Source organism: Thiohalorhabdus sp. (genome assembly GCF_046545655.1).
GTDB lineage: Bacteria > Pseudomonadota > Gammaproteobacteria > Thiohalorhabdales > Thiohalorhabdaceae > Thiohalorhabdus.
In genome coordinates this window covers 11,592-36,236 of the sequence record NZ_JBKGZG010000009.1, presented here as the reverse complement: position 1 = coordinate 36,236, position 24,645 = coordinate 11,592, and the positions used below count along the sequence as shown (strand labels likewise).

Below are 24,645 nucleotides of genomic sequence, written 5' to 3'. Positions count from 1 at the left end.
GATGGGGACCCCCGGACCACGGGTACTGGCGGTGGTGCTCGGCGACCAGCTCGATCCGGACGCGGCGCTCCTTGAGGACCTGGATCCCGCCCGCGACGCCGTGTGGATGGCGGAGGTCGCGGGGGAGGCGGAGGCGGTCTGGTCGCACAAGGCGCGCCTCGCCTTGTTCCTGGCCCCCATGCGGCACTTCCGGGACCATCTGGCGGCGCGGGGCCTGCCGGTACGCTACCAGGCCCTGAACGACCACCCGCACCCCTCCCTGGGCGCGGCGCTGACCGCGGAGCTGTGCGGCTCCCCGCCGGCGGTGATGCGTGTCACCCAGCCCGGGGAGCACCGGGTCCTGGAGGCCCTGCGGGAAGCGACCCATGCGGCGGATGCGGCCCTCGAGGTCCTCCCCGATCGGCACTTCCTTTTCGACGGCGGCTTCTTCGCGGGTTGGGCCGACGGGCGCAAGGCGCCGCGGATGGAGCACTTCTACCGGGCCGCCCGCCGGGCCACTGGGATCCTCATGGAGGGCGACCGGCCCACCGGGGGCCGCTGGAATTTCGACGCCGAGAACCGCGGGGCCTTCGGCCGCGCCGGCCCGCCCGCCGTGCCCACGCCGGCGGCCTTTGCCCCCGATGCCGTTACCCGCGGAGCCATGGCGACGGTGGCCACGCATTTCCCGGCCCATCCCGGGTCCCTGGAGGGGTTCGATTGGCCGGTGACCCCGGCCCAGGCGCGGAAGGCCCTGGCGGATTTCATCGACCACCGCCTGCCCACCTTCGGCGCCTACCAGGACGCCATGTGGGCCGGCGAGCCCTATCTGTTCCATTCCCGCCTGTCGGCGGCCCTGAACCTGAAGCTGCTCCCGCCCGGAGAGGTCCTCGCCGCCGCCGAGACGGCCTACCGGGACGGCCGCGCCCCGCTGGCCGCGGTGGAGGGCTTCATCCGCCAGGTCCTCGGCTGGCGGGAGTTCGTCCACGGCATGTACTGGCGCCACATGCCGGATTGGCTGGCCTGGAACGCCCTCGGCGCGGAGGGCCCCCTGCCCGCGCTCTACTGGACCGGGGACACGGCCATGGCCTGCCTCCGCGCGGTGGTGGGGCAGACCCTGGAGCGGGGCTACGCCCACCACATCCAACGGCTCATGGTCACCGGGCTGTTCGCCCTGCTGGCGGGGGTGCGCCCCCGGGCGGTCCACGAGTGGTACCTGGCGGCCTACGTCGACGCGGTGGAGTGGGTGGAGCTGCCCAACACCCTCGGCATGTCCCAATTCGCCGACGGCGGGCTGAGGGCCTCCAAGCCCTACGTGGCCAGCGGCCGCTATATCCAGCGCATGAGCAACTACTGCCGCGACTGCCCCTTCGAGCCCGGCCGAGCGACGGGGGAGGGGGCCTGCCCCTTCACCACCCTGTACTGGGATTTCCTGGACCGCCACCGCGCCCGCTTCGCCCGCCACCCCCGCACCGCCCTGCAATGGCGCAACCTGGAGCGGTTTTCCGAGGAGGAGCTGGGGGCGATCCGGGAGCGGGCCGAGCGGGTCCGGGCCAGTCTGGCCTAGGCGGGCTCCCCGGGGCTCGCGGCCGGGGCGGCCGGTCCTTCGGGCACGCTGCGGAATGAGGAGGAAAGGAGCGTTTCCGTCCCGCTCAGGGCGCCCCCCGCCGGGCGTTGTAGATGGCGCCGCCGCTTTCGGCATAGTCCCGGATCACCCGGGCGGCCTCGGTCCGGAAGACGTCCCGCCGCACGGCAATACCCCGCGCCTCGAGCTGGGCGCCCCAGTCCGCCGGCTTGGGCCCCTCGTCGAAGCCCGCCGCCTCGGCGTCCGCCGAACGGGCCCCGCACACCAGCGAGCGCACCCCGGCCCAGATCAACGCGCCGAAGCACTGGATGCACGGCTCGGCGCTGGTCACCAGCTCGAAGTCCCAGCCCGCCCCGGCCCCCAGGTCGTAGCTGCCCAGGCGCTGCTGGGCGAGGGACAGGGCCACCACCTCGGCGTGGGCCACGGAGAGGTTGGCCGGCTCCACCAGGTTCACGCCGGGGGCCACCAGCCGGCCGCTGGCGCGCTCCACCACCGCCGCGCCGAAGGGTCCGCCGCCGTGGGCCACGCTGGCGTCGGCCAGGGCGATGGCCAGGCGCATGCGCGCCTCGGCGTCGGGGAAGCAGGCCCCCTCGGGGGCCATGTGCGCCACCCAGTGGGGGAGCTGCAGATGGATCACCGGGTCGCTCATGGGGCTCCTTCGCTTCTTGTTTTCCGGGCAACCCCATTATCCCGTCACCGCCCCGCCAAGGCCATGGACCGCCCAACGGATCGGAAAGGGACGGCCGCCCCCTGCAAAATCCCGCCGGGACGAGCAGAATAGGGGCCCGCCGGACGGTCCAACCGTCCGTAACCGTCCCCAACCCGGGAAGCACCCATGGGCGACCCCAAGGAACGCATCCGGGCCAAGGCCCTGGAGGTGGGCTTCGACGCCGTGGGCTTCGCCCGCGCCGAGCTGTCGGCGGAGGCGCGGGCCCACCTCGCCGAGTTCCTCGCCCGGGGCCACCACGGCGACATGGGCTGGCTGGCGCGCAACACGGACCGCCGCGGCGACCCCCGCACCCTGTGGCCGGAGGCGGCCACGGTGATCGTGCTGGGCATGAACTACGGCCCCGACCACGACCCCCTGGAGGACCTGGCGCACCGGGACACGGGCACGGTCTCCGTGTACGCCCGCGGCCGGGACTACCACGACGTGGTGAAGAAGCGGCTCAAGCAGCTGGGGCGCTGGCTCATCGATGAATTCGGCGGCGAGATCAAGGTGTTCGTGGACACGGCCCCGGTGATGGAGAAGCCGCTGGGGCAGGCCGCCGGGGTGGGCTGGCAGGGCAAGCACACCAACCTCGTGTCGCGGTCCTTCGGCTCGTGGCTGTTCCTCGGTGAGGTCTTCACCACCCTGGAGCTGGCGCCCGGCGCCCCGGAGGGGGATTTCTGCGGGAGCTGCCACCGCTGCCTGGAGGCCTGCCCCACCGACGCCTTCCCGGCGCCCTACCAGCTCGACGCCACGCGCTGCATCTCCTACCTGACCATCGAGCATCCCGGCCACATCCCGTGGGAGCTCCGGCCCGCCCTGGGCAACCGCATCTACGGCTGCGACGACTGCCTGGCGGTGTGCCCGTGGAACAAGTTCGCCTCCCGGGCCCGCAACGAGTGGCTGCAGGCCCGGGAGTCGCTGAAGCGCCCGGCCCTGGCGGAGCTGGCCCGGCTGGACGACACCGCCTTCCGCGAGCGCTTCTCCGGCTCGCCGGTCAAGCGCCTGGGCCGCGACCGCTTCGTGCGCAACGTGCTGATCGCCCTGGGCAACAGCGGCGAGCCCGGGCTGGCGGCCGTGGCCGCAGGGCTCCTGGCGGACGGCTCCGCCCTGGTGCGGGCCATGGCCGTCTGGGCGCTGGGCGAGCTGGATCCCGCGCGGCTGGCCGCGGAGGCGGCCCGGCACCGCCCCGGGGAGGCGGACCCCGACGTGCGGGCGGAATGGGAGGCGGCCCTCGCCGGGCGGGACGGGCCGGCCCCGGGGTCCCCGCCGAAGGATTCATAAGGTATAAAGGAGGGGCTTACACGACGGGAACCCCGTGCCGAAAGGATCCCCATGGCCGCTTCGCTGGAGCACCTGATCGGCCCGCCGATCCTGCGCGAGACGCCCCACGCGGTCGTCCTCATCGACGCGGCGCAGACCATCCGCTATTTCAACCCGGCGGCGGAGGAGATGTTCGGCCACCCCGCCGCGGCGATGGTGGGCGAGCCCCTGGACCGCCTGCTCCCCGAGGAGGCGCGAACCGCCCACCGGGAGATGGTGGCGGGCTTCGCGAGCAGCGGCGAGACCACCCGCCGCATGGGCGAGCAGATGGGGATCCAGGGGCGCCGCCGGGACGGCTCGCTCTTCCCGGCCGAGGCCAGCATCGCCCGCATCGACCTGAACGGCGAGACCCATTTCGTGGCCATCCTTACCGACCTGACCAAGCGCCAGCGGCTCCAGGAGCAGCACCGCCGCCTCGCCGAGATCCTGGAGGCCACGCCCGATTTCGTGGCCATCGCCGACACCGACGGGGAGATCCTCTACCTCAACCGCTCCGCCCTGCGCCTCCTGGGGGCGCCGGAGGACGGCCCCACCCGGCACCGGGACCTGGCCGACATCCACCCCCGACGGGTGGCCCGGGAGGTGCTCCGGGTGGCCCTCGACGCCGCCGACCGCACGGGATCCTGGGAGGGGGAAACCGCCCTCCTAGGCGCGGGGAACCGGGAGGTGCCCGTGCGGCAGACCATCCTGGCCCACCGCGACCGCAACGACGGCAGCCGGTACTTCTCCATCATCGCCCGCGACCTGCGCCCTTCCCTGGAGGCCCAGGAGGAGCTGCACAAGCTGTCCCGCGCGCTGGACCAGGCGGCGGACATGGTTTGGATCACGGACACCGCGGGGCGCCTGGAATACGTCAACCCGGCCTTCGAGCGCACCACGGGCTTCTCGGCGGCGGAGGCGCAGGGCCGGCGGATGGGCCAGCTGCTGCGCTCGGACCGGGACGAGCGGGCCTTCTATGCCCGGTTGCGGGAGCAATTGCGCCGGGACCGGCCCCACCGGGAGGTCCTCGTCTACCGCGCCCGCCACGGCCGCGAGATCCACATCGACGAGACCCTCTCGCCGGTGCACAACGAGGCGGGGGCGGTCACCCACTACATCGGCACCGGACGCGACGTCACCGAGCGGCTCGCCCTGGAGGAGCGGCTCCGCCGGCTGGCCTACTTCGACCCCCTCACCGGCCTGCCCAACCGCGCCCACCTGGAGGAGCGCCTGTCCCAGGCCCTGACCACGGGGGAAGAGGGCAAGGCCCTGATCCTGCTGGACCTGGACGGCTTCAAGTACCTCAACGACACCCTCGGTCACTCGGCCGGGGACGAGCTGCTGCGCCTGGTGGCGCGGCGGCTGGAGGACCAGACCGAGGACTCGGACCTGGTGGCCCGCCTGGGCGGGGACGAGTTCGTGCTGTTCCTCGACCGGCCGGCGGATGCGGAGGAGGCCGGGCGGATGGCGGAGACGGTGCTCGGCGCCCTGCGCCGCCCCTTCCAGGTGGCGGGGCATTCCTTTCCGGCCGGGGCCAGCCTGGGCATCACGCTCTTTCCCCAGGACGGGCGGGAGATCTCCTCCCTGCTGCAGCACGCGGACACCGCCATGTTCGAGGCCAAGAAGGCGGGCGGCAGCCAGTACCGCTTCTTCTCGCTGAGCCTGTCGCGCGCCGCGGCGGAGCGGTTCTACGTGGAGAAGAGCCTCCGGTGCGCCCTGGACGACGGCGGGGTCCAGGCCCATTTCCAGCCCATTCTCGACCTGGCGGAGGGCCGGGTGGTGGGGGCCGAGGCCCTGGCCCGCTGCTGGTGCCCCGACGCGGGGTGGGTCTCCCCGGCCCGGTTCATCCCCGTGGCGGAGGAGACCGGCCTCATCCACGAGGTGGGCGCACAGGTGCTGGAGCAGGCCTGCGCGGCCTTCCGCGCCTGGTGGGACGCCGGCTTCCCCCTGGAGCGGGTGGCCGTCAACCTCTCCCCCGTGCAGCTGCACGCCGACTCCCTCCCCGCACGGATCGAGGGGGTCCTGGCCCGCCACGGCCTGGCGCCCCGGCACCTGGAGCTGGAGGTCACCGAGGAGACCCTGCTGGGGGACGACCCCGCGCCGCTCCAGCAGCTCGCCACCCTGCAGGGCATGGGGATTGCCATCGCCCTGGACGACTTCGGCACCGGCTTCTCCTCCCCCGCCTACCTCAAGCGCTTCCCGGCCAGCCGCATGAAGATCGACCGCAACTTCATCAGCGGCATCGACAGCGACCCCGACAACCAGACCATCCTGCGCTCCCTGCTGGTGCTGGCCGACGGCTTCGGCTACCGGGTCACCGCCGAGGGCGTGGAGACCCGCGCCGAGGCGGACTATCTGGCCGGCCTGTTCTGCCAGGAGGTGCAGGGCTTCCTCTTCGGCCATCCCCAATCGTCCGCCGATTTCCTGGAGACCCTGCGCCGCCTGGGCACCACCGTGGAGCACTGAGGCCTACGCCACCCCGACCTAGCGGAACCCGGGCGGGCCTGTGCGATAATTCCTGAACCTTGGGGAACGCAACGGCTCCAAGGGGATGCCCCCCCACACGAGGAACTGGACGCATGCCCACCCTGGTGGTCTGCTCGGGCGGACTGGACTCGGTAACCCTGGCGGAGCAGGTGGCCGCCGAGGGCGACCTGGCGGGCCTGGTCACCTTCGACTACGGCCAGCGCCACCGCACGGAGCTGGCTTACGCCCGCCGGGCCGCCGAGCGCCTGGCGGTGCCCCACGACGTGGTGGACCTCGCCGCCCTGGGTCGCCACCTGTCCGGCTCGGCGCTCACCGATGCGGTGGACGTCCCGGAAGGCCACTACGCCGCCGACAACATGTCCGTAACCGTGGTGCCCAACCGCAACCCCATCCTGTTCACCATCGCCTTCGGCATGGCCAACGCGCGCGGCTGGGACCGGGTGGCGGCGGCCGTCCACGGTGGCGACCACTTCGTCTACCCGGACTGCCGGCCGGAGTTCGTGGACGCCTTCGCGGAGATGGAGCGCCGCGCCCTGGCCGGGCTGGGCGAGGTGGCCTTCCACACCCCCTTCGTTCATTCCTCCAAGGCGGACATCGTCGCCGAGGGGGCGCGGCTCGGGGTGCCCTTCGCGGAGACCTGGTCGTGCTACCAGGGCGGCGAGGTCCACTGCGGGCGCTGCGGCACCTGCGTGGAGCGCCGCGAGGCCTTCCACCTGGCGGGGGTGGCCGACCCCACCGCCTACGCCGACCCCGACTACTGGCGCCACGCCGTGCGCGAGAAGGCCTGAGCCATGTTCACCCTCGCCTTCACCCGCCGCTACAGCATGAGCCACCGGCTCCTGTCCCTGTACAACGGCCCCTGCGGCGTACCGCACGGCCACAACGAGCACGTCACCGTGCGCCTGCAGGCCCGCCACCCGGAGCCGCTGGACGGCGAGGCCAACCTGGTCACCCCCTTCCACGCCGCCAAGAAGCGCTGGCACGCCTGGATCGACGAGCGGGTGGACCATGCGCTGCAGCTCTCCGACCGCGACCCCCTGCTCACCTACTTCCGCGAGCAGGAGCCCGCCCAGCTCGACCGCATCCTGGTGACCCCCGGCGACCCCTCCACCGAGGCGCTGGCCGCCTGCTTTATGGCCAAGGTGAACGCCTTCCTCCTGGACCAGGGCGGCGACCTGCGCTGCGTGGAGGTGACCATCGAGGAGACCCCCACCAACACGGTCACCTTCGACGGCGACCCGGAGCTGGTCCTGCCCGCCGGCCGCTTCCCCGACCCGCCCTGGTGGCGGCGCCCGGACGGCAGCATCAATGACCTCTGAGGGCGAAGCGCGCCTGCGCATCTCCGAGATCTTCGGCCCCACCGTGCAAGGGGAGGGCCGCCATATCGGGCAGCCCACGGTGTTCGTGCGCACGGGAGGCTGCGACCAGGTCTGCAACTGGTGCGACACGCTGTTTGCGGTACTGCCGGAATACCGACGGGAATGGGCCGCCATGCCCACCGGCGAGGTGCTCGCCGAGGTGGACCGCCTCGCCGGCCACCCCGTCCTGGTAACCCTCTCCGGCGGCAACCCGGCCTTGCAGCCGCTCGGCGGCCTGATCGCGGCGGGCCACGAGCGCGGCCACACCTTCACCCTGGAGACCCAGGGCACCATCGCCGCGGAGTGGTTCGCCGCCCTGGACAGCCTGACCCTCTCCCCCAAGGGCCCCTCCAGCGGCCGCATCACCCGGCTCGCCGAGCTGGAGGCCTGCCTCGACGCCGCCGGCAACGGCCCGGTAACCACCTTCAAGGTGGTGGTCTTCGACGAGGCCGACTACGGCTACGCCCGCGAGCTGGCCGCCAACTACCCCGAGTACCCCTTCTACCTCCAGGTGGGCAACCCCGAGCCCGCGTGCGAGCCCGATCCCGCCGACCTCATGGCCCGCTTCCGCTGGCTGGTGGAGCGGGTCACGAGCGACCGCTGGTACGCCGCCACCGTGCTGCCGCAGCTCCACGTGCTGGCCTGGGGCAACCAGCGGGGCGTGTAGGGCCCTCCGCCCCCCGAACCATACCTCTCAGGAATAGGGGTCGCCCCCGCTACCCGCAGGAGCGCTCCCGATTGGTCCCTCCCTCCGCCGCGCCTACAGTGGTGCGGATCTTCGGACCCATATGAGAGGGGGGAGCCATGCGCACCCATCACCGCGTTTTCGGGCTGGGGGCGGCCCTGCTGCTTGCCCCCGGGGTCGTCGCTGCCCAGGGATCCAACCCCGCGCCGGGCTGGCAGGGGTTCTACCTGGGCGGGGGCGTGGGCGATTTCCAGTACGAGGAAGAGGGCGAGGTGCAGGGCGCCCAGTATTCCTTCGACGAATCGGACACCGCCTACAAGCTGTTCGCCGGCTACCGGTTCCTGCCCTTCCTGGGGGTGGAGCTGGCCTACGCCGACCTGGGCGAGCCCGGCGGGGACGCGCTCGGCGACCGCCTGGACGCCGACGCCGACGCCTGGTTCGGCTACGTGACGGGCTACCTGCCGGTGGCGGACGCCTTCGACTTCTTCGGCAAGGTGGGGATGGCCGCCTGGGAGGTGGACACGGACCTGGATACCGGAACCAACCAGACCGACTTCAGCGTCTCCCACGACGGCACGGACTTCGCCTGGGGACTGGGAGCGCAGGTGAACCTGCCCGCGAACGTTTCCATCCGCGGCGAGTACGAGCGCATCGAGCTGGGCGACGACGGCAACCGCGACCGCGACGCCTCCCTCATCAGCGCCTCGGTCCTGTTCCACTTCTGACCGTCGGGCGCGGCGGGTCGGCCATCCGGCCCGGGCGCTGGTATGATGGGGCCCGAATTCCAACCCGCGGGGCGCCGCCCCGCGCTCCCGAGCCGCCGCGACCCATGCCCGACTACCACGACCTTCGCTACCTGGGACAGACGGACTCCCCCCTGCCGGAGAGCCCCGAGCAGGCCGAGCTGGAGGCCGTCCCCGACCCCCACGCGGACATCGACTACCTGGTCCGCTTCGCCGTTCCCGAGTTCACCTCCCTGTGCCCGGTGACCGGGCAGCCCGATTTCGCCCACCTCGTGGTGGACTACGTTCCCGACGGGCGGATCCTGGAGAGCAAGTCCCTCAAGCTGTTCCTGGGCGCCTTCCGCAACCACGGCGCCTTCCACGAGGACTGCACCCTGCTCATCGCCAGGCGCATCCAGGGCGCCATCCAGCCCAAGTGGCTGCGCATCGGCGGCTACTGGTTCCCGCGCGGGGGCATCCCCATCGACGTCTTCTACCAGACCGGCGAGCCCCCCGCCGGGGTGTGGATCCCCGACCAGGGCGTGCCCCCGTACCGCGGGCGGGGCTGAGGCCTACGGGGGGCCGGGACGCGCGCGCCCGCCCGTGGCGCGGCCGCGGCCCGCACGGAGGCGGAACAGGCGCGATGTCCGGCCCGGCTAGCTGGAGGCGGACTCGGGCGGCTCGGCCTTGGCGAAGCAGTAGGCGGGAAAGACGATCGCCACCAGGACCAGGGGCAGGGCGAGCTCGAAGGAGACGCTGGCGGCGATCACCAGCAGGATCGCCTCGATGACGAGCTGCACGGGGAACTGGCAGAAGACCTTGGGCTGCTTGGGTGCCGGTGGGGCCAATTGCTCCTCCTCGAGTATGGGATTCGGGAAGGGCCATACCTTAGCGGCTCGCGGCCAGCGGGTCGAGTCCCAGGCGGCTCACCCGCGCCTGGAGGCCCCAGAATAATTCCTTGATGGAATGCCCCATAGCCGACTTGCATGGAAGCCGGCCACCTGCTAAACAGTGCCGCTTCTTCTCGATCCGCACGCAACCAGGGAGCCAAGATGAACAAAGAGGGGGACTATCAGGCCCCGCTCGAGCCCACCTTCGAGCGCATCGCCACGCCGTTCGAGGAGTTCATCCACCAGGAGAGCGCCAGCGGGCTGCTGCTCATCGCCACCACCCTCCTGGCGCTGGTGGTGGCCAACAGCGTCCTGGGGCACTTCTACCAGGAGCTGCTGCACATCCCCATCGCCTTCAGCATCGGGCCCTGGACCCTGGAGCACTCCCTCCACCACTGGATCAACGACGGCCTGATGGGGCTGTTCTTCTTCGTGGTGGGCCTGGAGATCAAGCGCGAGGTGCTGGTGGGCGAGCTGGCCTCGTTCCGCCAGGCGGCGGTGCCCATCGTGGCCGCCATCGGCGGCATGGTGGTGCCGGCGGCGATCTACTTCCTCATCAATCCGGAAGGCCCCATGGCCGCCGGCTGGGCCATCCCCATGGCCACCGACATCGCCTTCGCGGTGGGGATCATGGTCCTGCTGGGCTCCCGGGTGCCCAAGACCCTGCTCACCTTCCTGGTGGCCCTGGCCATCGTGGACGACCTCGGCGCGGTGGCGGTGATCGCCCTGTTCTACACCGAGGACATCGCCCTGGGGGCCCTGGCGCTTGGCGGGCTGTTCCTGGGCACGCTGGTGGCCTTCAACCTGCTGGGGATCCGCAAGCCGTGGCCCTATTTTCTGGTGGGCATCTTCCTCTGGCTGGCCATGCTGCAGTCCGGCATCCACGCCACCCTGGCCGGCATCCTCACCGCCTGGACCATCCCGGCGCGGCCCAAGTTCGACCCGCGGACCTTCAGCCGCCTGGTGCGCCAGCTCATGGACCGGTTCGACCAGAAGGTCAGCCCCGGCCGCAACCTGATCCACAACCCCGACCAGCACGCCCTGGTGCAGACGCTGGAGAACGGGGTCCACAAGGTGGAGACCCCGCTGCAGCGGCTGGAGCACCTCTTCCACCTGCCCGTGGCGCTGCTGGTGATCCCCGTCTTCGCCTTCGCCAACGCGGGCATCCCGCTGCACCTGGACGAGCTGGGCAACGTGCTCTCCGAGCCAGTGACCCTGGGCATCATCCTGGGGCTCGTGGTGGGCAAGCCCCTCGGCGTGGCCGGCGGCGCGCTGCTGGCCGCCCGCCTGGGGATCGGCGAGCTGCCCGCCGGCGTCCGCACCGCCCACGTGGTAGGGGCGGGGATGCTGAGCGGCATCGGCTTCACCATGTCCATCTTCATCGCCAACCTCGGCTTCGCCGGCATGGAGGAGACCATCGTCCTGGCCAAGACCGGCATCCTGGCGGCCTCGCTGGTGGCGGGCGCGGGCGGCATGTTCTGGCTGCTCGCGGCCTCCCGGCGCGACCAGGAGGGGCCGGAGGCGGCGCCCCAGGGGCAGGGCGAAACCGCCTGAACGGCCCTTTCCCGCGGCTGCGCTCCCTGCGCCCCGCCGGCTTCCGGCGGGGCGTTTGTCGTCGGCGGCTCAGGACCCCGCGTCCGGCCCCGTGGGTCGCAGGCGCAGGGCCACCAGAACCAGTGCGATGGCCCCGGCGATGTAGAGAACCAGCAGGAGGGCCAGGGCCTCCACGGCCAGGCCCCGGTCGATGAGCAGGCCCACGGCTGCGGGGGCGACGGCCGTGGAAAGCACCATGGCCGATTGCACCACCGCCCGGATGGCCCCCAGGTGGGCCACTCCGTACAGTTCGGGCCACAGCGCGCCCAGCAGGGTGCCCGTGGCCCCCATGGAGACGCCCATCAGCGCCAGGTACGCCGGCGCGGCGGCCGCTTGATCGAAGGCGGCCAGCACCGCCAGGCCCGCGGCCATGGGCAAGGGAAGCAACGGCAGCAAGCGGCGCGCCCCCACCCGGTCCACCAGGGGACCCGACACCAGCAGCCCCAGCACGTGAGTGGCGGCGAAGGCGGCGAAGCTGGAGGCCAGCCAGGACAGGGGCCAGCCCTTGGCGTCGGCCAGGTGCACCTGATGGAAGAACAGGGCGGTGGCGATGAAGGGCGCCGCCAGCACCGCCGGCAGAAGGAGGTAGAAGCGGGGATCGCGCAGCACCTGCCCCCGCGTCCATTGGCCCCGGGCGTCCGGCCCCCGGTCGGGGTGGGCGGATTCGGCGGCGCTCAGCTCCCGGCGCCGCGCGGTGTGGCCGCGCAGCAGCCACAGGAGCAGGGGCAGGGCCACCCCCAGCAGGAGCCCCGCCGCGGCCGTCCAGGTGCCCCGCCAGCCCAGGACGGCGGTCACGGAGACCGCCGCCGCGGGCAGCAGCGCCTCCCCCAGGGGCATGCCCATGCCGGCGATGCTCACCGCCTTGCCGCGCCCCGCCTCGAAATACCGGCCCATGCTGGTGAAGGCCATGTGGGTCATTAGCCCCTGGCCCGCGAAGCGCAGCAGGAACATGGCCACCGCGAGCGCCAGGACGCCGCCGGCCACCGCCATCAGCAGACTGCCCGCCGCCACGCCGACCGACACCAGGGCGGCCACCAGCCGCAGGTCCAGGCGATCCAGCTGCTGCCCGGCCCAGAGGAGGAGCACCCCGCTGGCCAGGGTGGCCGCCGAATAGACTCCGCCAAAGGCACCGTGATCGAGGTCGAAGGCGGCGCGGATCTCCCCGCCGAACAGGGAGATGAAATAGGTCTGCCCGAAGCCCGACAGGGCGACGGCCAGCAGGCCGAAGGCCAGGAAGCGCACATTGGCGCGGACGAAGCGGAGGTACTCCAAGGCGGTACTCCCGGGGTCCGATCGGAACGGGCCCGGATTGTACCGGAGCCCGCCCGCCGGGACGTACCCGCGATCGCTCCCCGGACGGCCCTGTCCCGGAAGGCTTCCCTTTGTCCGGCAGCCCGTCCTCGGGCCTTGACAGTAGGGAGGGTCCGCCGATTGACGGCGCCTAGGGGGCGACTTACGTTGCCGAATAGGGAGGCGGACACATCCATGCCGAACCGCTCCGCACCACCAACCACCGGGGGAAGGAAGGCACCATGGCGAATTCTCGTGTTGCGGCGGCCCGGGGGGCCGGCTGGTACGCCGACGGCTGGTCCGCCTTCCGGGCCGCGCCGGGGCCCTGGGTCCTCGCCGCCGCCGGCTACATGCTCATCACCCTGGTCCTCAACTTCGTCCCCCTGATCGGGCCCATCGTCGGGGCGGTGATCGGGCCCGGCCTGCTGGCAGGACTCCTGCTCATGGCCCGGGCGGTCGAGGACGGTGGGGAGGTGCGGGCGGGCATGCTGTTCCAGGCCCTCGGGGACGGCCAGAGCCGGGGCCCGCTGCTGGTGCTCGGCGCCGTGGCCCTGGCGGGCACGCTCCTGGCGGGGCTGATCCTGGTCTACACCGCCCCCGGCGAGGTGGCCCCGGGAGGCGGCATGGAGCCCGGCGAGCCCATGCCCGGCGGTCCTCCGCCCACGGGGGCCCTGATCGCCACCTTCCTCGTCATGCTGGCGGTCAGCTTCGCCCTGTTCTTCGCCATCCCCCTGGTGACCTTCCGCGATCTCGACCCGTTAGCCGCCATGCGGGAGAGCTTCGCGGCCTGCCTGCGCAACCTCGGGGCCGTGCTGGTCTTTCTGGTGCTCTATCTGATCCTGGGATTCGTCGCCTTTCTGCCCATGGGGCTGGGCTTCCTCCTCCTGCTGCCGGTCGGGATGGGCGCCGCCTACCAGGCCTACCGGGAGGTCTTCCCGGAGCCCCCGGAGGAGCCCGCCGAATAGTCGCGGCCGGTACGGCGCACGGGCACGAGCAGCAGGAAGGGCAGGGGCAGCGGGCCGAAGAAGAACCCCAGACCGCCCCATAGGGCGGGGTTCCTGCCCCGGCGCGCGGCCCCCCAAGCCAGCAGCGCGGCGAAGGCCATTGAGACGATCCAGATCCAGGGACTGCCCATGGGAACCCCTCCCGGGGTGGCACCGTCTACCCACCATGCACGCCGGAGGCGAGACCGTCAGCGGGGGAACCCATGTACGCCATTGTGGTTCACGGAGGCGCGGGCAGCTGGCCGCCGGAGCGGGAGCGGGAGATCACCTACGGGGTCCGCGTGGCGGCCGAGGCGGGCAGGGACCTGCTGGCGGCGGGGCACTCGGCCCTGGAGGCAGTGACCGCCGCGGTGCGCGCCCTGGAGGACGACCCCCTGTTCAACGCCGGCACCGGCTCCACCCTGAGCCTGCCGGGAAGCGTGGAGATGGACGCCGGGGTCATGTGGGGACCCGAACAGGCCACCGGCAACGTCGCGGCCCTGCCGCGGGTGCGCAACCCCGTCCTGGTCGCCCGGGCGGTCATGGAGCGCAGCGACCACGCCCTGCTGGCCGGCCCCGGGGCCCTGCGGTTCGCCCGGAGCCTGGGCCATGCCGATTACGACCCCGTCACCGCGGCGGCGCGCAACCGGTGGAGCCGACTGCGCGCGCGGCTGGAGGACAACCCCGGGGAGTTCGGCCGCCTCTCCGGGCTCTTGCGGGACCACCCCGACCTCGACGGGGATACCGTGGGGGCGGTGGCCGTGGATGGGCGGGGCGCCCTGGCCGCGGCCACCTCCACCGGCGGGGTGGCGCTGAAGCTGCCCGGACGGGTGGGGGACTCCCCGCTCCCCGGCTGCGGGCACTACGCCGACGACCGCTGCGCCGTGGGCGCCACCGGGCAGGGCGAGCTCATGATGCGGCACGGTACCGCCCGGGTGACGGCCTGCCGGGTCGGCGCCGGGGAAAGCCTCCACGAGGCGGTCACGGGGGCCCTCGACGATCTGGGGCGCCATCTGGGATCCGAGGTGGGGATCATCGGCGTTGACGCCGCCGGAGAGCCGGTTATCGCCCACCGCACCCCCCACATGCCCCATGCGGTGGCGCTGGAAGGCACCGAGGAAATCCACAGCGCCCTGGCGCGCACCAGCGGCGCGGAGGACGCTTCCCCCGGACCCCCCGCCCCTGCCTAACCTGTCCCGGAGGCCCCCAGACCGGAACCCGCTCTCCACAGGCGAGCACTCACTCACGAGCCATCCGGCCCTTCTCCGGCCACTCGGGGGATGTTGCGCCCAAAAAGTTGTTTTTTTGACATGTTTTATTTGCCCATGAACTGTACCAGACCGCCGAGCCCCTTGGCGCACCGGGACTAAGCCGACCTTTCCCGGAAATCCTCACAGGATTTTCCACAGGGCTTGTGAAAAGGGCGAAGGCCCCGGCGACCGCCTTCCACAAGCGAGCATTCACTACCCCGGGCGGGGGCCACCCCACCCGTCCCGCGCACGCCCAAATTTAAATTATTGTTTTTCCAGTAAAAAATTAATGCCCAGGAAATAACCCAAAGGGCCCAAGTCCCCTCCTGGCGGTGCCTCCGCGGGGCTTTCCCGGGAAGCTCCACAGGGTTTTCCACAGGATCTGTGGGGAATGTCCCCACCGGGGACCGCACGGCCCAGGAAGGCCCCCGCGCCCCGGTCTCCGGGCCGAGCTGACCTGCCGGCCGGTCCGCCCTATAATGTGCGCTCCCCGGGGCGGACGCCCTGCCGGTTATCTCCAGGAGGCCGCATGGATTCGCAACGTGTCGGAATCGGCCGGGCCTTCGCCTGGTTCGTCCAGGGCTGGAACGGCTTCCGCGCCCAGCCGGGCCCCTGGATCGCCCTGTTCCTTCTCTACGTGGTCGCCGTCCTGGCCCTGAACCTCGTGCCCGTCCTCGGCGGACTGCTCGCCACACTGCTGGCCCCGGCCTTCGGGGCCGGCCTGCTGCTCGCCGCCCGCGATGCCTCCCGCGGCGACCCGGTGCGGCTGGGCCACCTCTTCGAAGGCCTCGCCGACGCCCGCTCCCGGGGCCGCCTGTTGGGCCTGGGCGGCCTGGCCCTCGCCGCCTCCTTCCTCCTGGCCGGCCTGTTCCTCGGCATGGCGGAGACCCTGCCCGAGCCGGACGCCCCGCCGACCCAGGGGCCCTTCCTGGTGGAAAGCGGTCTCGCGGGCTTGGTGGTCCTGCTGCTCGGGATGGGCGTGGTGGCAGCCTTCTACTTCGCCACCCCCCTGGTGACCTTCACCCCCAGCCGCCCCCTCGGGGCCCTGGGCGCCAGCCTGCGTGCCGTCCTCCGCAACCTCCTGTCCCTGCTGCTGTTCGGGCTGGTCTACGCCGCCCTCGCGGCCGTGGCCGCCATCCCCTACGGGCTGGGCTTTCTGATCCTCGGGCCGGTGGGGGCGGGGGCCGCCTACGCCAGCTTCACCGAGGTCTTCCCCCACGCCCACGACGATCCCCAGGAACCGGAGGAGGAGGTCTCCCTGCCGGCCTGAGCCGCTGCCCGACCCGGCCGACACCGTAACTCCCCGATCTGGCGCCTCCCGACGACAGTTGCGCGGGCCATGACAGACCTCTAGGGTTGGCCCCTCGGGTACCAAAGGGGGGGAACCCGATGCGCTCGACCCATTGCTCCACGCACCCCGGACAGGCGGCGGGCTGGTTCTGCGCCGCCTGCGGGGTGCGCCTGTGTGAACGCTGCCTCGAGAAGACCGGCCGCCGCTGCCCGCGCTGCCAGCAGCCGCCCGAGCGGCTGGGACAGGGCGCGGACTGGAACTTCCCGCCCGATCCCGGAACGGCGCTCTACCCGCTCCGGGGCTGGGCCCTGGCCCTCCTGGCGGCCTCGGGGATCCTGGGGCCGGCCCTGGCCCTGCCCGTGCTGGGCATCTTCGTGGGCCTGGCCGTCACCGTGGCGGTGCTGCATTTCGGCTTTCAGGTCCTCGACCGCACGGCGCGGGGGAACCCCGCCGACGCGCCCTCCTTCCTGCAGCCCCACGGGCCGACCCTGGTCCGCGTGGTGGCCCTGCTGGGCGCCCTGATGGCCCATGGAGCCCTGGGGGTTGCCTCCCTGGTGGCGGCCGGGCCGCTGGCGCTCCCGCCCTGGGCCCTGGCCTGGGCGGTTCTCCTTCCCGCCACCGCCCTGGTGATCGGGCGGGAGGAGGGCCTGTTCGCCGCCATGCAGGCCGGCCTCAATCCCCTCCGCCTGGCGGCCGTCATCCGCACCATAGGACGCCCGATCCTGGGGACGGGCCTCACCCTCCTTCTGCTGGCGGGGGCCACGGGGCTCGCCGTGGTCTTGCTGATGGGCCGGATCCCCCTCTGGGGCCTTCTCGCCCTGGCCACGCCCCTGGCCACCTATACGCTGGTCTTCGCCTTCCGGGCGGCGGGGGAGCTGGCGGCTCCCCACCACCGGGAGCTGGGGTACGTCACTCGCCAGCGGCCCAAACCGCCGGCCCGCCCCCCGAAAAAGCCCGAGCCTTCCCGCCGCGAGCGGATCACGGAGCTGGTTCGCGAGGAGCGGCTCGCCGAAGCGACGGAGCTCCTGCGCGCGGAGGTCGCCGACCACCCCACCGACCTGAACCGCTGGGAGCAGCTCTACGAGGTGCTGCGCGCCCGGGAGGACAACAAACCCTTCCTGGCCGGGAGCCGGGCCTTCCTCACCACCCTGCTGGGGGCGGGGCAGGAGGCACGGGCCCTGGAGGTCGCCCAGGACGCCCTCAACGTGGACGAGGAATTCCGGCCCGCCCGCCCCGAGCAGATCCGCCGCCTGGCCCTGGCGGCCCGGCGGGCGGGACGGCCCCGCCTGGCCCTGCGACTGATGAACCGCTTCAGCCACCACCACCCCGACCATTCCGATACTCCCCTGGTGTTTCTGCTGTCCGCGCGCATCCTCCGGGAGGATTTCCGCCAGACGGAGCAGGCCCGCCAGACCCTGGACCACCTCCTCCGGCTCTTCCCGGACCACCCCGCCTCCGCCGAGGCCCGCAAGATCCTCGCCGACCTGGGCGAGACCTCCTAGCCCACGGGCGCCGGGCCCTATTCCTCCGGGACGCGATCCGGACCCTCCGCGGGGACGGGGCCCGGGTTCGTTGCGGACGGTTTTGACCGACCGTATGCTTGTTGCTTGGACAGCTGTCCAAAAACCAGGGGCCGGGAGGAGGCATGCAGCCCATACCGTGCAAGTACCATCCGCGCACCGCCGCGCGCTGGCACTGTCCCCGCTGCGAGGTGTCCCTCTGTCCGGGCTGCGTGCGCCGGCCCTCCGCCCCCTTCCAGGAGAACCCGGATTGCCCCCTGTGCGAGCGCCCCACGCGCTCCCTGGGGCTGGGCAACGTCATCGTGCCCTTCTGGCGCCGTCTGCCGCGCATCTTCGCCTATCCCCTGCACTCCACCCCGCTGACCTACCTGCTGGGGCTGTCCCTGCTGGCCCTGGCCACGGCCTTTCCCCTGGTGGGGCTGGCAGTGCCGCTCCTGGTGGGGCTCGCCGTTCTCCAGTACAGCTTCCGGGTACTGGCCCACACGGCGGACGGGCACATGGAGCCGCCTCCGGTTTCCGTGAGCCGGAACGAAGAGGACACCCTGCCGCGGGTGCTGGCCCTTGGCGCGGTGTACGCGGCCACGTTCCTCCTCGCTGTCCTGGCCGGCGGGTACCTGGGCATGGCCGGGTATTTCGCCGCCAGCCTGTTCTTCAGCCTCATGCTGCCGGCGAGCATCCTGTTCGTGGGTCTGGAGCAGGGGCTGGTGCGCACCCTGTTCCGGGCCCTGAACCCGGTCTCCCTGGTGGCGCTGGCGGTGCGCATCGGTCCGGCCTACCTGCTGCTGTTCCTGTTCATGCAGCTGCTGTCGGGGGCCGGCCCCCAGCTGGCGGTGCTCCTCGCCGCCCTGGCGCCCTCCTGGGCGGTCCCCGCTGCCATCGCCTTCGGCTGGAGCTACATGCACCTGGTGACCTTCCACCTCCTGGGCTACGTGATCTACCAGTACCACGAGGAGCTCGGCTACGAGGTGGACGTGCGCGCCGACGAGTCGGGCGGGGAGGCGCGTCCGGCCCTCTCCGGCGGCACCGACGAACTGCTGGGACAGGTGGATGTGCTGCTGAAGGAAGGCGAGCTGGGACGCGCCGAAGAGCTGCTGCGCAAGCGCATCGACCAACAGCCCACGGACCTGGAGGCCTGGCAGCGCTACTACCGGGTGCTGCAGGCGGGCGGAGACGACGGCCGCCTGGTGGAGGAGAGCAAGGACTACATCTCGGCCCTGCTGCTGGGGCGCCGGGCGGGACCGGCCATGCGCGTGGCGGCGGAGGCCCTGGAGCGGGAACCCGGCTTCCGCCCGGCCAAGGCCGAGCAGGTCCTCCCGCTGGCCCGGGCGGCCCGCGAAGGCGGGCAGCCCCACCTGGCCCTGCGGCTCGTGAACGGGTTCGGGAAGGCCCATCCCGGGCATCCCGATCTGCCCGCCCTCACCATGCTCGCCGCCCGGATCCTGTCCGAGGACCTGAACCAGAGCGCCAGGGCCCGCCCCCTCCTGGAAGGCGTGCTGCGCCACTTCCCCGAGGATCCCGCCGCGGCCGAGGCCCACCACTTGCTCCGGGCCATTGGCACCCCCGAGCCGGCTACCGGGGGCGGGTCCTAGCCGGCGGGGTCCGGGTGCCCCAGCAGCTCCTGCGCCTCCAGGGCCTCCTCGGCATCGGGGAAGCGCTCCACCAGGGCCTGGAGGTAGCCCCGGGCCCGCTCACGCTGCCCCTGGCGCGTCAGGGCCCGGGCCACCACCATCAGCGTCCGCGGCAGGCGGGGGTGCATCCGGCCCTGCCGCAGCAGGGCATCCACCATGGGCACCGCCTCCTCGGGGTAGCCGCCGGTGGCGAACCGGCTGGCGAGCTCCACGAACTGCCCAGGGTCGAAGCGGGTCCGGGGCTTGGCCGTGGCCACGTAATCCCGGAAGGTCTCCCGCTTGAAGCGCAGGGTGGCCGGGTCGTTCTCGGGCAGCGCGAAGATCCGGTGGGCCATGCGGTGGAACTCGTCGCTGTGCGGCTGGTACCGGGCCACCGTGTAGAGGTTGGACAGGGCCTCGCGGTGACCCGGGCGGCGCTCCAGCAGGGCCGCGAAGCGGGCCCGCGCGGCGTCCAGCTCCAGCTTGGCCAGGTGCTCCAAGCCCTGCTCCAGGTCCGCCGTGTCCCGCTCCTCCTGCTCGTCGCGATCGAGGAACTCCAGGTCCACCCGTCCGGCGGCGTGCAGGCCCGCCCCCAGCAGTCCCCCGCCCACCAGGCCGCCGATATGGGCCACGTAGGCCACCTGGGAGACCCCGCCGAACAGCAGCTGATAGGCCTCCAGGGCCACCCAGACGGGGAGCAGCAGGACGGCGGGGGCCCGGGCGAAATCGAAGTAGAAGCCCAGGGAGTAGAAGAAGGGGATGCGCCGGCGCCCGAACAGCACCACGTAGGCCCCCATCAGCCCCGATATGGCCCCGGAGGCGCCCACCAGCGGCACGGCGCTGTGGCTGTACACGGCGGCGAAGGCCCCGGTGGCCAGGAGGCCTCCGAGCAGGTAGACCCCGAAAAAGAGCAGGCCCCCCACCACCGCCTCCACCACATAGCCCACCAGCACCAGGAACACCATGTTGCCGACGAGGTGGCCGGTGCCGCCGTGCAGGAACATGTGGGCCAGGGCGTCCTCCGGGGCGGGCTGAGCCGGCTTGAAGCCCCATCGCTGGGAGGCCACCGCCTCCAGGCGCTCCTCGAAGGCCGCCCGCGCCCGGCGCCATTCGTCGTGCACCGGGTCCTCCGGGGCGACCACCTCCCCGCCGTGCAGCCCCTCCAGGAAGCGCCCGTCGCCCTGCAGCTCCCAGAGCGCCCAGGCCCGGGCCTCCGGCCCCTCCTCCACGGCCTCGCGGACCTCGCGGGCACGGCCGTAGCGGCCCCGCTCCTCGAGGAAATCGGCGTAGCGGGGCAGCTCGATTTCGGGAAGCGGGGAGCCCAGGTAGAGCTCCTCCGACGCCCGAGAATGACGGTGGTCGTCGTGCTGCAGCAGGAAGAACACCGCTAGGTTCACGGCCACCACGAGCAGGGTGACCACCGGCGGGCGCCGCCAGTCCGGCTTGCGGGCCAGAGGCAGGATCAGCATCCCCGTCCCCCTTTTGATGCGGGTGTCCGAGCCCCTTCGGGACCGTGTCCGGAATGGACCGGACAGTCCTTATCCTGGCAAAGATCCCGCTTTCCCGCTATTTGGAGGAGGCTTCAGGCGGTGGGGGGCAGGGAGGCGTCCAGCAGCTCGACCCAGTGCCGGACGGGGACCGGGCTGGCCGCGGCCAGATGGTGCAGGCAGCCGATGTTGGCGGTGGCGATGGCCTCCGGCTCCCCGGCGCGCAGGTTGGTCAGCTTGCGATCGCGCAGGGAGGTGGCCAGCTCCGGCTGGAGAAGGGAGTAGGTGCCCGCCGAGCCGCAGCAGAGGTGAGGCTCCGCCACCGGCGTCAGCTCCAGCCCGAGCCGGCGCAGGAGGTCCTCCACCACACCGTTCAGGCCCTGGGCGTGCTGGAGGGTGCAGGGGGACTGGAAGGCGACGCGGGGCGGCCCCTCCGGCCGGAGGGGGGCGAGGTCCTCGGCGGCCACGACCTCGCCGAGATCGCGGGTGAGGGCGCTGATGCGGGCGGCGCGCTCGGCGTAGTCCGGGTCGTCGCGGAGGTGGTGGGCGTACTCGCGCACCAGGGCCCCGCAGCCGCTGGCGGTCATGACCACGGCCTCGGCCCCGGCCTCGATGTGGGGCCACCAGGCGTCGATGTTGGCGCGCATGCGCTCGGCCGCCGCTTCCGGGGCGCCCAGGTGCTGGTCCACGGCGCCGCAGCAGGCCGCCCCCGGCGCCGTCACCAGGGAGATGCCCAGGCGGTCCAGGATCCGGGCGGCGTGGGCGTTGATCTGCGGCGACAGGGCGGGCTGCACGCAGCCTTCCAGAACCACCATGCGGCGTGGATGGCGCGGCTCGGGCCAAGCGGGGACCTCGGGCTTCTCGGGGACCTTGGCCTGCAGACCGGCGGGCAGCAGCGGCCGGGCGGCCCGGCCGGCGCGCAGCAGGGGGGCGAAGCGCCCCGGCTCGGGCAGCACGCGGCGCAGCAGGCCGCGGAACAGGCGCTCGCCCCAGGGGCGCCGCACCCGCTCCTCCACCAGCTCGCGGCCGATGTCCACCAGCTTGCCGTACTCCACCCCGGAGGGGCAGGTGGTCTCGCAGTTGCGGCAGGTGAGGCAGCGGTCGAGGTGGCGCTGGGTGTGACGCGTGACCTCGCCGCCCTCGAGCATGTCCTTCATGAGGTAGATGCGCCCGCGCGGGCCGTCCAGCTCGTCGCCGAGGAGCTGATAGGTGGGGCAGGTGGCGTTGCAAAAGCCGCAGTGCACGCAGTTGCGCAGGATGCGCTCCGCCTCCGCGCCTTCCACGGTGGCCTGCAGCTCGTCGAGGATATTGGTCTGCATGGCTAGAGTGCCCCGTACATCCGGCCGGGATTCAACAGCCCGTGGGGATCCAGGGCCCGCTTGAGGGTTTTGTGGACGGTCAGCAGCGGCCCCGACAGCGGGGCGAACACCTCCCCCGAGCGGTCCCCGCCGCGGAACCGGGCGGCGTGGCCGCCCGCCTCCGCCGCGGCGACCCGCACCACCTCGTCCGGGACGTCGCCGCGTACCCAGCGCTGGGCACCCCCCCAGTCGATGAGCTGTGGGGCATCGAGATCCAGGGGTGGGGTGGCGGGGGGCACGCTCACCCGCCACAGGGGCGCCTCGCCGACGAAGAAGTCCAGGCGCTGCTCGCGCAGGTCCGCCCAGAATTCCGGGCCGCCCGCCGGCTCCTCGCCACCGAGTCGCTCCGCGGCCTCCGCCACCGCCGCCTCGTTGCCCGCCAGGCGGAGGTGGAGGCGGCCCTCCAGGTGGGCGGCGCCGGTGATGGGCAGGGGCTGCCGCCCCCACCGGGCCAGTCGCGCCAGAGCCGTGGAGGCGTCCACCTCCAGCACCCGGGTGCGCTCCGCGGCCGGCCGCGGCAGGACCTTGAGGGACACCTCCAGGAGCACGCCCAGGGTGCCCAGGGAGCCGGCCATGAGGCGGGAGAGGTCGTAGCCGGCCACGTTCTTCATCACCTCGCCCCCGAAAGACAGCACCTCGCCGGCGCCGTTCAGCACCCTGGCGCCGAGCACGGCGTCCCGCACGGCCCCGCCCCAGGGCCGCCGCGGCCCCGCCAGGCCCGCCGCCACCATGCCGCCCACCGTGGCCGCGGCTCCGAAGTGGGGCGGCTCACAGGCCAGCTGCTGCCCGTGCGCGGCCAGGAGGGCCTCCAGCTCGGCGAGGCGCGTCCCCGCCCGCACCGTCACCACCAGCTCCGTGGGCTCGTAGCTCACCACGCCGGAGTGACCGCCCACATCCAGGGGCCGCCCGCCCCCCTCCCGGCCGTAGAAGTGCTTGGTGCCGCCGCCGCGGACGGCCAGCGGCTCGCGGTCGGCGAGGGCGGCGCGCACCTCCGCCTGGAGCGCTTCGGTGCGGTCGCTGTCGGGGATCTCGGGCATTGCTCAGAACCGGGGCAGGTCGGGGAAGGGCAGCTCGCCGTGGTGGACGTGCATGCCGCCGTACTCGGCGCAGCGCTTGAGTGTGGGCACCGCCTTGCCGGGATTGAGCAGGCCTTCGGGGTCGAAGGCGGCCTTCACGGCGTGGAACTGGGCCAGCTCCGGCCCGGCGAACTGGCTGCACATGGCGTCGAGCTTCTCCACGCCCACGCCGTGCTCGCCGGTGATGGTGCCCCCCTTCTCCACGCACAGCTCCAGGATGCGCAGGCCCGCCGCCTCGGCCCGCTCCAGGTCGCCCTCCTTGTTGGCGTCGTAGAGCACCAGGGGATGGAGGTTGCCGTCGCCGGCGTGGAAGACGTTGGCCGACTGCAGGCCGTGCTCGGCGCAGATCTCGCCGATGCGGGCGAGCACCTCGCCCAGGTGCTTGCGCGGGATGGTGCCGTCGATGCAGTAGTAATCGGGAGCGAGGCGGCCGGTGGCGGGGAAGGCCGCCTTGCGGCCCGACCAGAAGGTGGCCGCCTCCTCCGCCGTCTCGGCGGTGCGCACCTCCCTGGCACCGGCGCGGAGCAGCAGGTCGCGCACCCGGGCCACCCCCTCGGAGACCTCGCGGTTGGTCCCGTCCAGCTCGCACAGTAGGATGGCGGCGGCGTCCGTGGGGTAGCCGGCGTGGACGTAGTCCTCGGCGGCGCGGATGGCCGGGTTGTCCATCATCTCCAGGCCGGCCGGGACCACCCCCTCGGCGATCACGTCCGCCACCGCCTGCCCCGCGGGGCCCAGATCGTCGAAGGCGGCCAGCAGCACCTGCTCCCGCTCCGGGAGCGGGGTCAGGCGCACGGTGGCCTCCATCACCAGCCCCAGCATGCCCTCGGAACCGTTCATCAGGGCCAGCAGGTCGTAGCCCGGGCCGTCGAGGCCCTTGCCGCCCAGCTCCAGCCACTCGCCGGCCATGGTCAGCACCTTGAGGCCGAGGACGTTATGAACCGTCAGGCCGTATTTCAGGCAGTGCACGCCGCCGGAGTTCTCCGCCACGTTGCCGCCGATGGTGCAGGCGATCTGCGAGGAGGGATCGGGGGCGTAGAACAGCCCAAAGGGCTCGGCGGCCTGGGACACCGCCAGGTTGCGCACCCCCGGCTCCACCCGGGCGCAGCGGTTGTCGGGGTCCACCTCCAGAATGCGGTTGAACCGGGCCATGGACAGCAGGACGCCGTGCTCCAGGGGCATGGCGCCGCCGGACAGGCTGGTGCCGGCGCCGCGCGCCACCACGGGCACCCGGTATTCGTTGCACACCGCCAGGACCTGGCGGACCTGCTCGTGGGTCTCCGGGATCACCACCACCATGGGCAGCTGGCGGTAGGCGGAGAGGCCGTCGCACTCGTAGGGGCGGAGCTCCTCCTCGGCGGTGATCACCGCTTCCTCCGGCAGGAAGCGCCGGAAGCGCCGGGCGAGGAGGTCGGCCTCGGCGGGATCGGTGGTGGCTGCGGTTCGGTTCATCCAGAACGCCTGTATTCCTTAGCGGGG

General features: G+C 72.6%; 22 protein-coding genes. 14 read left to right on the top strand and 8 right to left on the bottom strand.

Annotated elements, in window-relative coordinates:
* Window position 1 precedes the first annotated feature (1 nt).
* Entirely contained in the window at window positions 2-1,543 is a 1,542-nt protein-coding gene (locus ACLFRB_RS03565; protein WP_411067627.1) for a cryptochrome/photolyase family protein, read from the top strand.
* Between the two features lie 85 nt (window positions 1,544-1,628).
* Here the strand turns inward: ACLFRB_RS03565 and ACLFRB_RS03560 are convergent, their stop codons facing one another.
* Complete coding sequence (locus ACLFRB_RS03560; RefSeq protein ID WP_411067626.1) at window positions 1,629-2,210, bottom strand: nucleoside deaminase; 582 nt, start codon at window positions 2,208-2,210, stop codon at window positions 1,629-1,631.
* 186 nt (window positions 2,211-2,396) lie between these two features.
* Here ACLFRB_RS03560 and queG point away from each other — a divergent pair, with 186 nt between their 5' ends.
* The 7 genes from queG (at window position 2,397) to queF (ending at window position 9,393) form a co-directional block, all read left to right on the top strand.
* Window positions 2,397-3,554, top strand: coding sequence for a tRNA epoxyqueuosine(34) reductase QueG (gene queG, locus ACLFRB_RS03555; protein WP_411067625.1), 1,158 nt, complete (start codon window positions 2,397-2,399; stop codon window positions 3,552-3,554).
* 51 nt (window positions 3,555-3,605) lie between these two features.
* Window positions 3,606-6,038: an EAL domain-containing protein gene (locus ACLFRB_RS03550; RefSeq protein WP_411067624.1), complete on the top strand. Its 2,433-nt coding sequence runs from the start codon at window positions 3,606-3,608 to the stop codon at window positions 6,036-6,038.
* A gap of 113 nt (window positions 6,039-6,151) precedes the next feature.
* Window positions 6,152-6,847 carry a 7-cyano-7-deazaguanine synthase QueC gene (queC, locus tag ACLFRB_RS03545; protein WP_411067623.1) on the top strand — a complete coding sequence of 232 codons (696 nt, stop codon included), beginning with the start codon at window positions 6,152-6,154 and terminating at the stop codon, window positions 6,845-6,847.
* A 3-nt stretch (window positions 6,848-6,850) separates the two neighbouring features.
* Complete coding sequence (locus ACLFRB_RS03540; RefSeq protein ID WP_411067622.1) at window positions 6,851-7,378, top strand: 6-pyruvoyl trahydropterin synthase family protein; 528 nt, start codon at window positions 6,851-6,853, stop codon at window positions 7,376-7,378.
* Window positions 7,368-8,084 (top strand): 7-carboxy-7-deazaguanine synthase QueE, encoded by a 717-nt coding sequence (gene queE / locus ACLFRB_RS03535; RefSeq protein ID WP_411067621.1) that lies wholly within the window; start codon window positions 7,368-7,370, stop codon window positions 8,082-8,084. Before ACLFRB_RS03540 ends, queE begins: the two co-directional genes overlap by 11 nt.
* Before the next feature lie 137 nt (window positions 8,085-8,221).
* Window positions 8,222-8,827 (top strand): outer membrane beta-barrel protein, encoded by a 606-nt coding sequence (locus ACLFRB_RS03530; RefSeq protein ID WP_411067620.1) that lies wholly within the window; start codon window positions 8,222-8,224, stop codon window positions 8,825-8,827.
* A gap of 104 nt (window positions 8,828-8,931) precedes the next feature.
* Complete coding sequence (queF, locus tag ACLFRB_RS03525) at window positions 8,932-9,393, top strand: preQ(1) synthase (protein ID WP_411067619.1); 462 nt, start codon at window positions 8,932-8,934, stop codon at window positions 9,391-9,393.
* 87 nt (window positions 9,394-9,480) lie between these two features.
* Here queF and ACLFRB_RS03520 read toward each other — a convergent pair whose 3' ends face one another.
* Entirely contained in the window at window positions 9,481-9,672 is a 192-nt protein-coding gene (locus tag ACLFRB_RS03520) for a hypothetical protein (protein ID WP_054965096.1), read from the bottom strand.
* Between the two features lie 204 nt (window positions 9,673-9,876).
* On the opposite strand from ACLFRB_RS03520, the gene nhaA reads away from it, so the two are divergent.
* Window positions 9,877-11,268 (top strand): Na+/H+ antiporter NhaA, encoded by a 1,392-nt coding sequence (nhaA, locus tag ACLFRB_RS03515; protein ID WP_411067618.1) that lies wholly within the window; start codon window positions 9,877-9,879, stop codon window positions 11,266-11,268.
* Window positions 11,269-11,337: 69 nt separating this feature from the next.
* On the opposite strand, the gene ACLFRB_RS03510 is transcribed toward nhaA, so the two are convergent.
* Window positions 11,338-12,579 carry an MFS transporter gene (locus tag ACLFRB_RS03510; RefSeq protein WP_411067617.1) on the bottom strand — a complete coding sequence of 414 codons (1,242 nt, stop codon included), beginning with the start codon at window positions 12,577-12,579 and terminating at the stop codon, window positions 11,338-11,340.
* A gap of 260 nt (window positions 12,580-12,839) precedes the next feature.
* Between ACLFRB_RS03510 and ACLFRB_RS03505 the strand changes: the two genes are divergently transcribed.
* Window positions 12,840-13,562, top strand: coding sequence for a BPSS1780 family membrane protein (locus ACLFRB_RS03505; RefSeq protein WP_411067616.1), 723 nt, complete (start codon window positions 12,840-12,842; stop codon window positions 13,560-13,562).
* Here the strand turns inward: ACLFRB_RS03505 and ACLFRB_RS03500 are convergent.
* On the bottom strand, window positions 13,517-13,732 hold the full coding sequence (locus ACLFRB_RS03500; RefSeq protein WP_411067615.1) for a hypothetical protein: 216 nt from the start codon (window positions 13,730-13,732) through the stop codon (window positions 13,517-13,519). The two genes, ACLFRB_RS03505 and ACLFRB_RS03500, sit on opposite strands and share 46 nt — an antisense overlap.
* Window positions 13,733-13,804: 72 nt before the next feature.
* On the opposite strand from ACLFRB_RS03500, the gene ACLFRB_RS03495 reads away from it, so the two are divergent.
* From ACLFRB_RS03495 to ACLFRB_RS03480, 4 genes are all read left to right on the top strand, one after another.
* Window positions 13,805-14,770 carry an isoaspartyl peptidase/L-asparaginase family protein gene (locus ACLFRB_RS03495; RefSeq protein ID WP_411067614.1) on the top strand — a complete coding sequence of 322 codons (966 nt, stop codon included), beginning with the start codon at window positions 13,805-13,807 and terminating at the stop codon, window positions 14,768-14,770.
* Window positions 14,771-15,359: 589 nt separating this feature from the next.
* On the top strand, window positions 15,360-16,100 hold the full coding sequence (locus ACLFRB_RS03490; RefSeq protein ID WP_411067613.1) for a BPSS1780 family membrane protein: 741 nt from the start codon (window positions 15,360-15,362) through the stop codon (window positions 16,098-16,100).
* Between the two features lie 119 nt (window positions 16,101-16,219).
* Window positions 16,220-17,623, top strand: coding sequence for a hypothetical protein (locus ACLFRB_RS03485; protein ID WP_411067612.1), 1,404 nt, complete (start codon window positions 16,220-16,222; stop codon window positions 17,621-17,623).
* Between the two features lie 143 nt (window positions 17,624-17,766).
* Window positions 17,767-19,230, top strand: a complete 1,464-nt coding sequence (locus ACLFRB_RS03480; protein WP_411067611.1) for a tetratricopeptide repeat protein — start codon at window positions 17,767-17,769, stop codon at window positions 19,228-19,230.
* On the opposite strand, the gene ACLFRB_RS03475 is transcribed toward ACLFRB_RS03480, so the two are convergent.
* The 4 genes from ACLFRB_RS03475 to ACLFRB_RS03460 all read right to left on the bottom strand — a co-directional run bounded on the left by ACLFRB_RS03475 (window position 19,227) and on the right by ACLFRB_RS03460 (window position 24,618).
* The gene (locus tag ACLFRB_RS03475; RefSeq protein ID WP_411067610.1) at window positions 19,227-20,717 is read right to left on the bottom strand and encodes a rhomboid family intramembrane serine protease; all 1,491 of its coding nucleotides are present in this window, start codon (window positions 20,715-20,717) and stop codon (window positions 19,227-19,229) included. The genes ACLFRB_RS03480 and ACLFRB_RS03475 overlap by 4 nt on opposite strands.
* A 113-nt stretch (window positions 20,718-20,830) precedes the next feature.
* Entirely contained in the window at window positions 20,831-22,054 is a 1,224-nt protein-coding gene (glcF, locus tag ACLFRB_RS03470) for a glycolate oxidase subunit GlcF (RefSeq protein ID WP_411067609.1), read from the bottom strand.
* Window positions 22,055-22,056: 2 nt separating this feature from the next.
* Window positions 22,057-23,130, bottom strand: a complete 1,074-nt coding sequence (glcE, locus tag ACLFRB_RS03465) for a glycolate oxidase subunit GlcE (protein ID WP_411067608.1) — start codon at window positions 23,128-23,130, stop codon at window positions 22,057-22,059.
* 3 nt (window positions 23,131-23,133) lie between these two features.
* Window positions 23,134-24,618 (bottom strand): FAD-linked oxidase C-terminal domain-containing protein, encoded by a 1,485-nt coding sequence (locus ACLFRB_RS03460; RefSeq protein ID WP_411067607.1) that lies wholly within the window; start codon window positions 24,616-24,618, stop codon window positions 23,134-23,136.
* Between the last annotated feature and the right edge of the window lie 27 nt (window positions 24,619-24,645).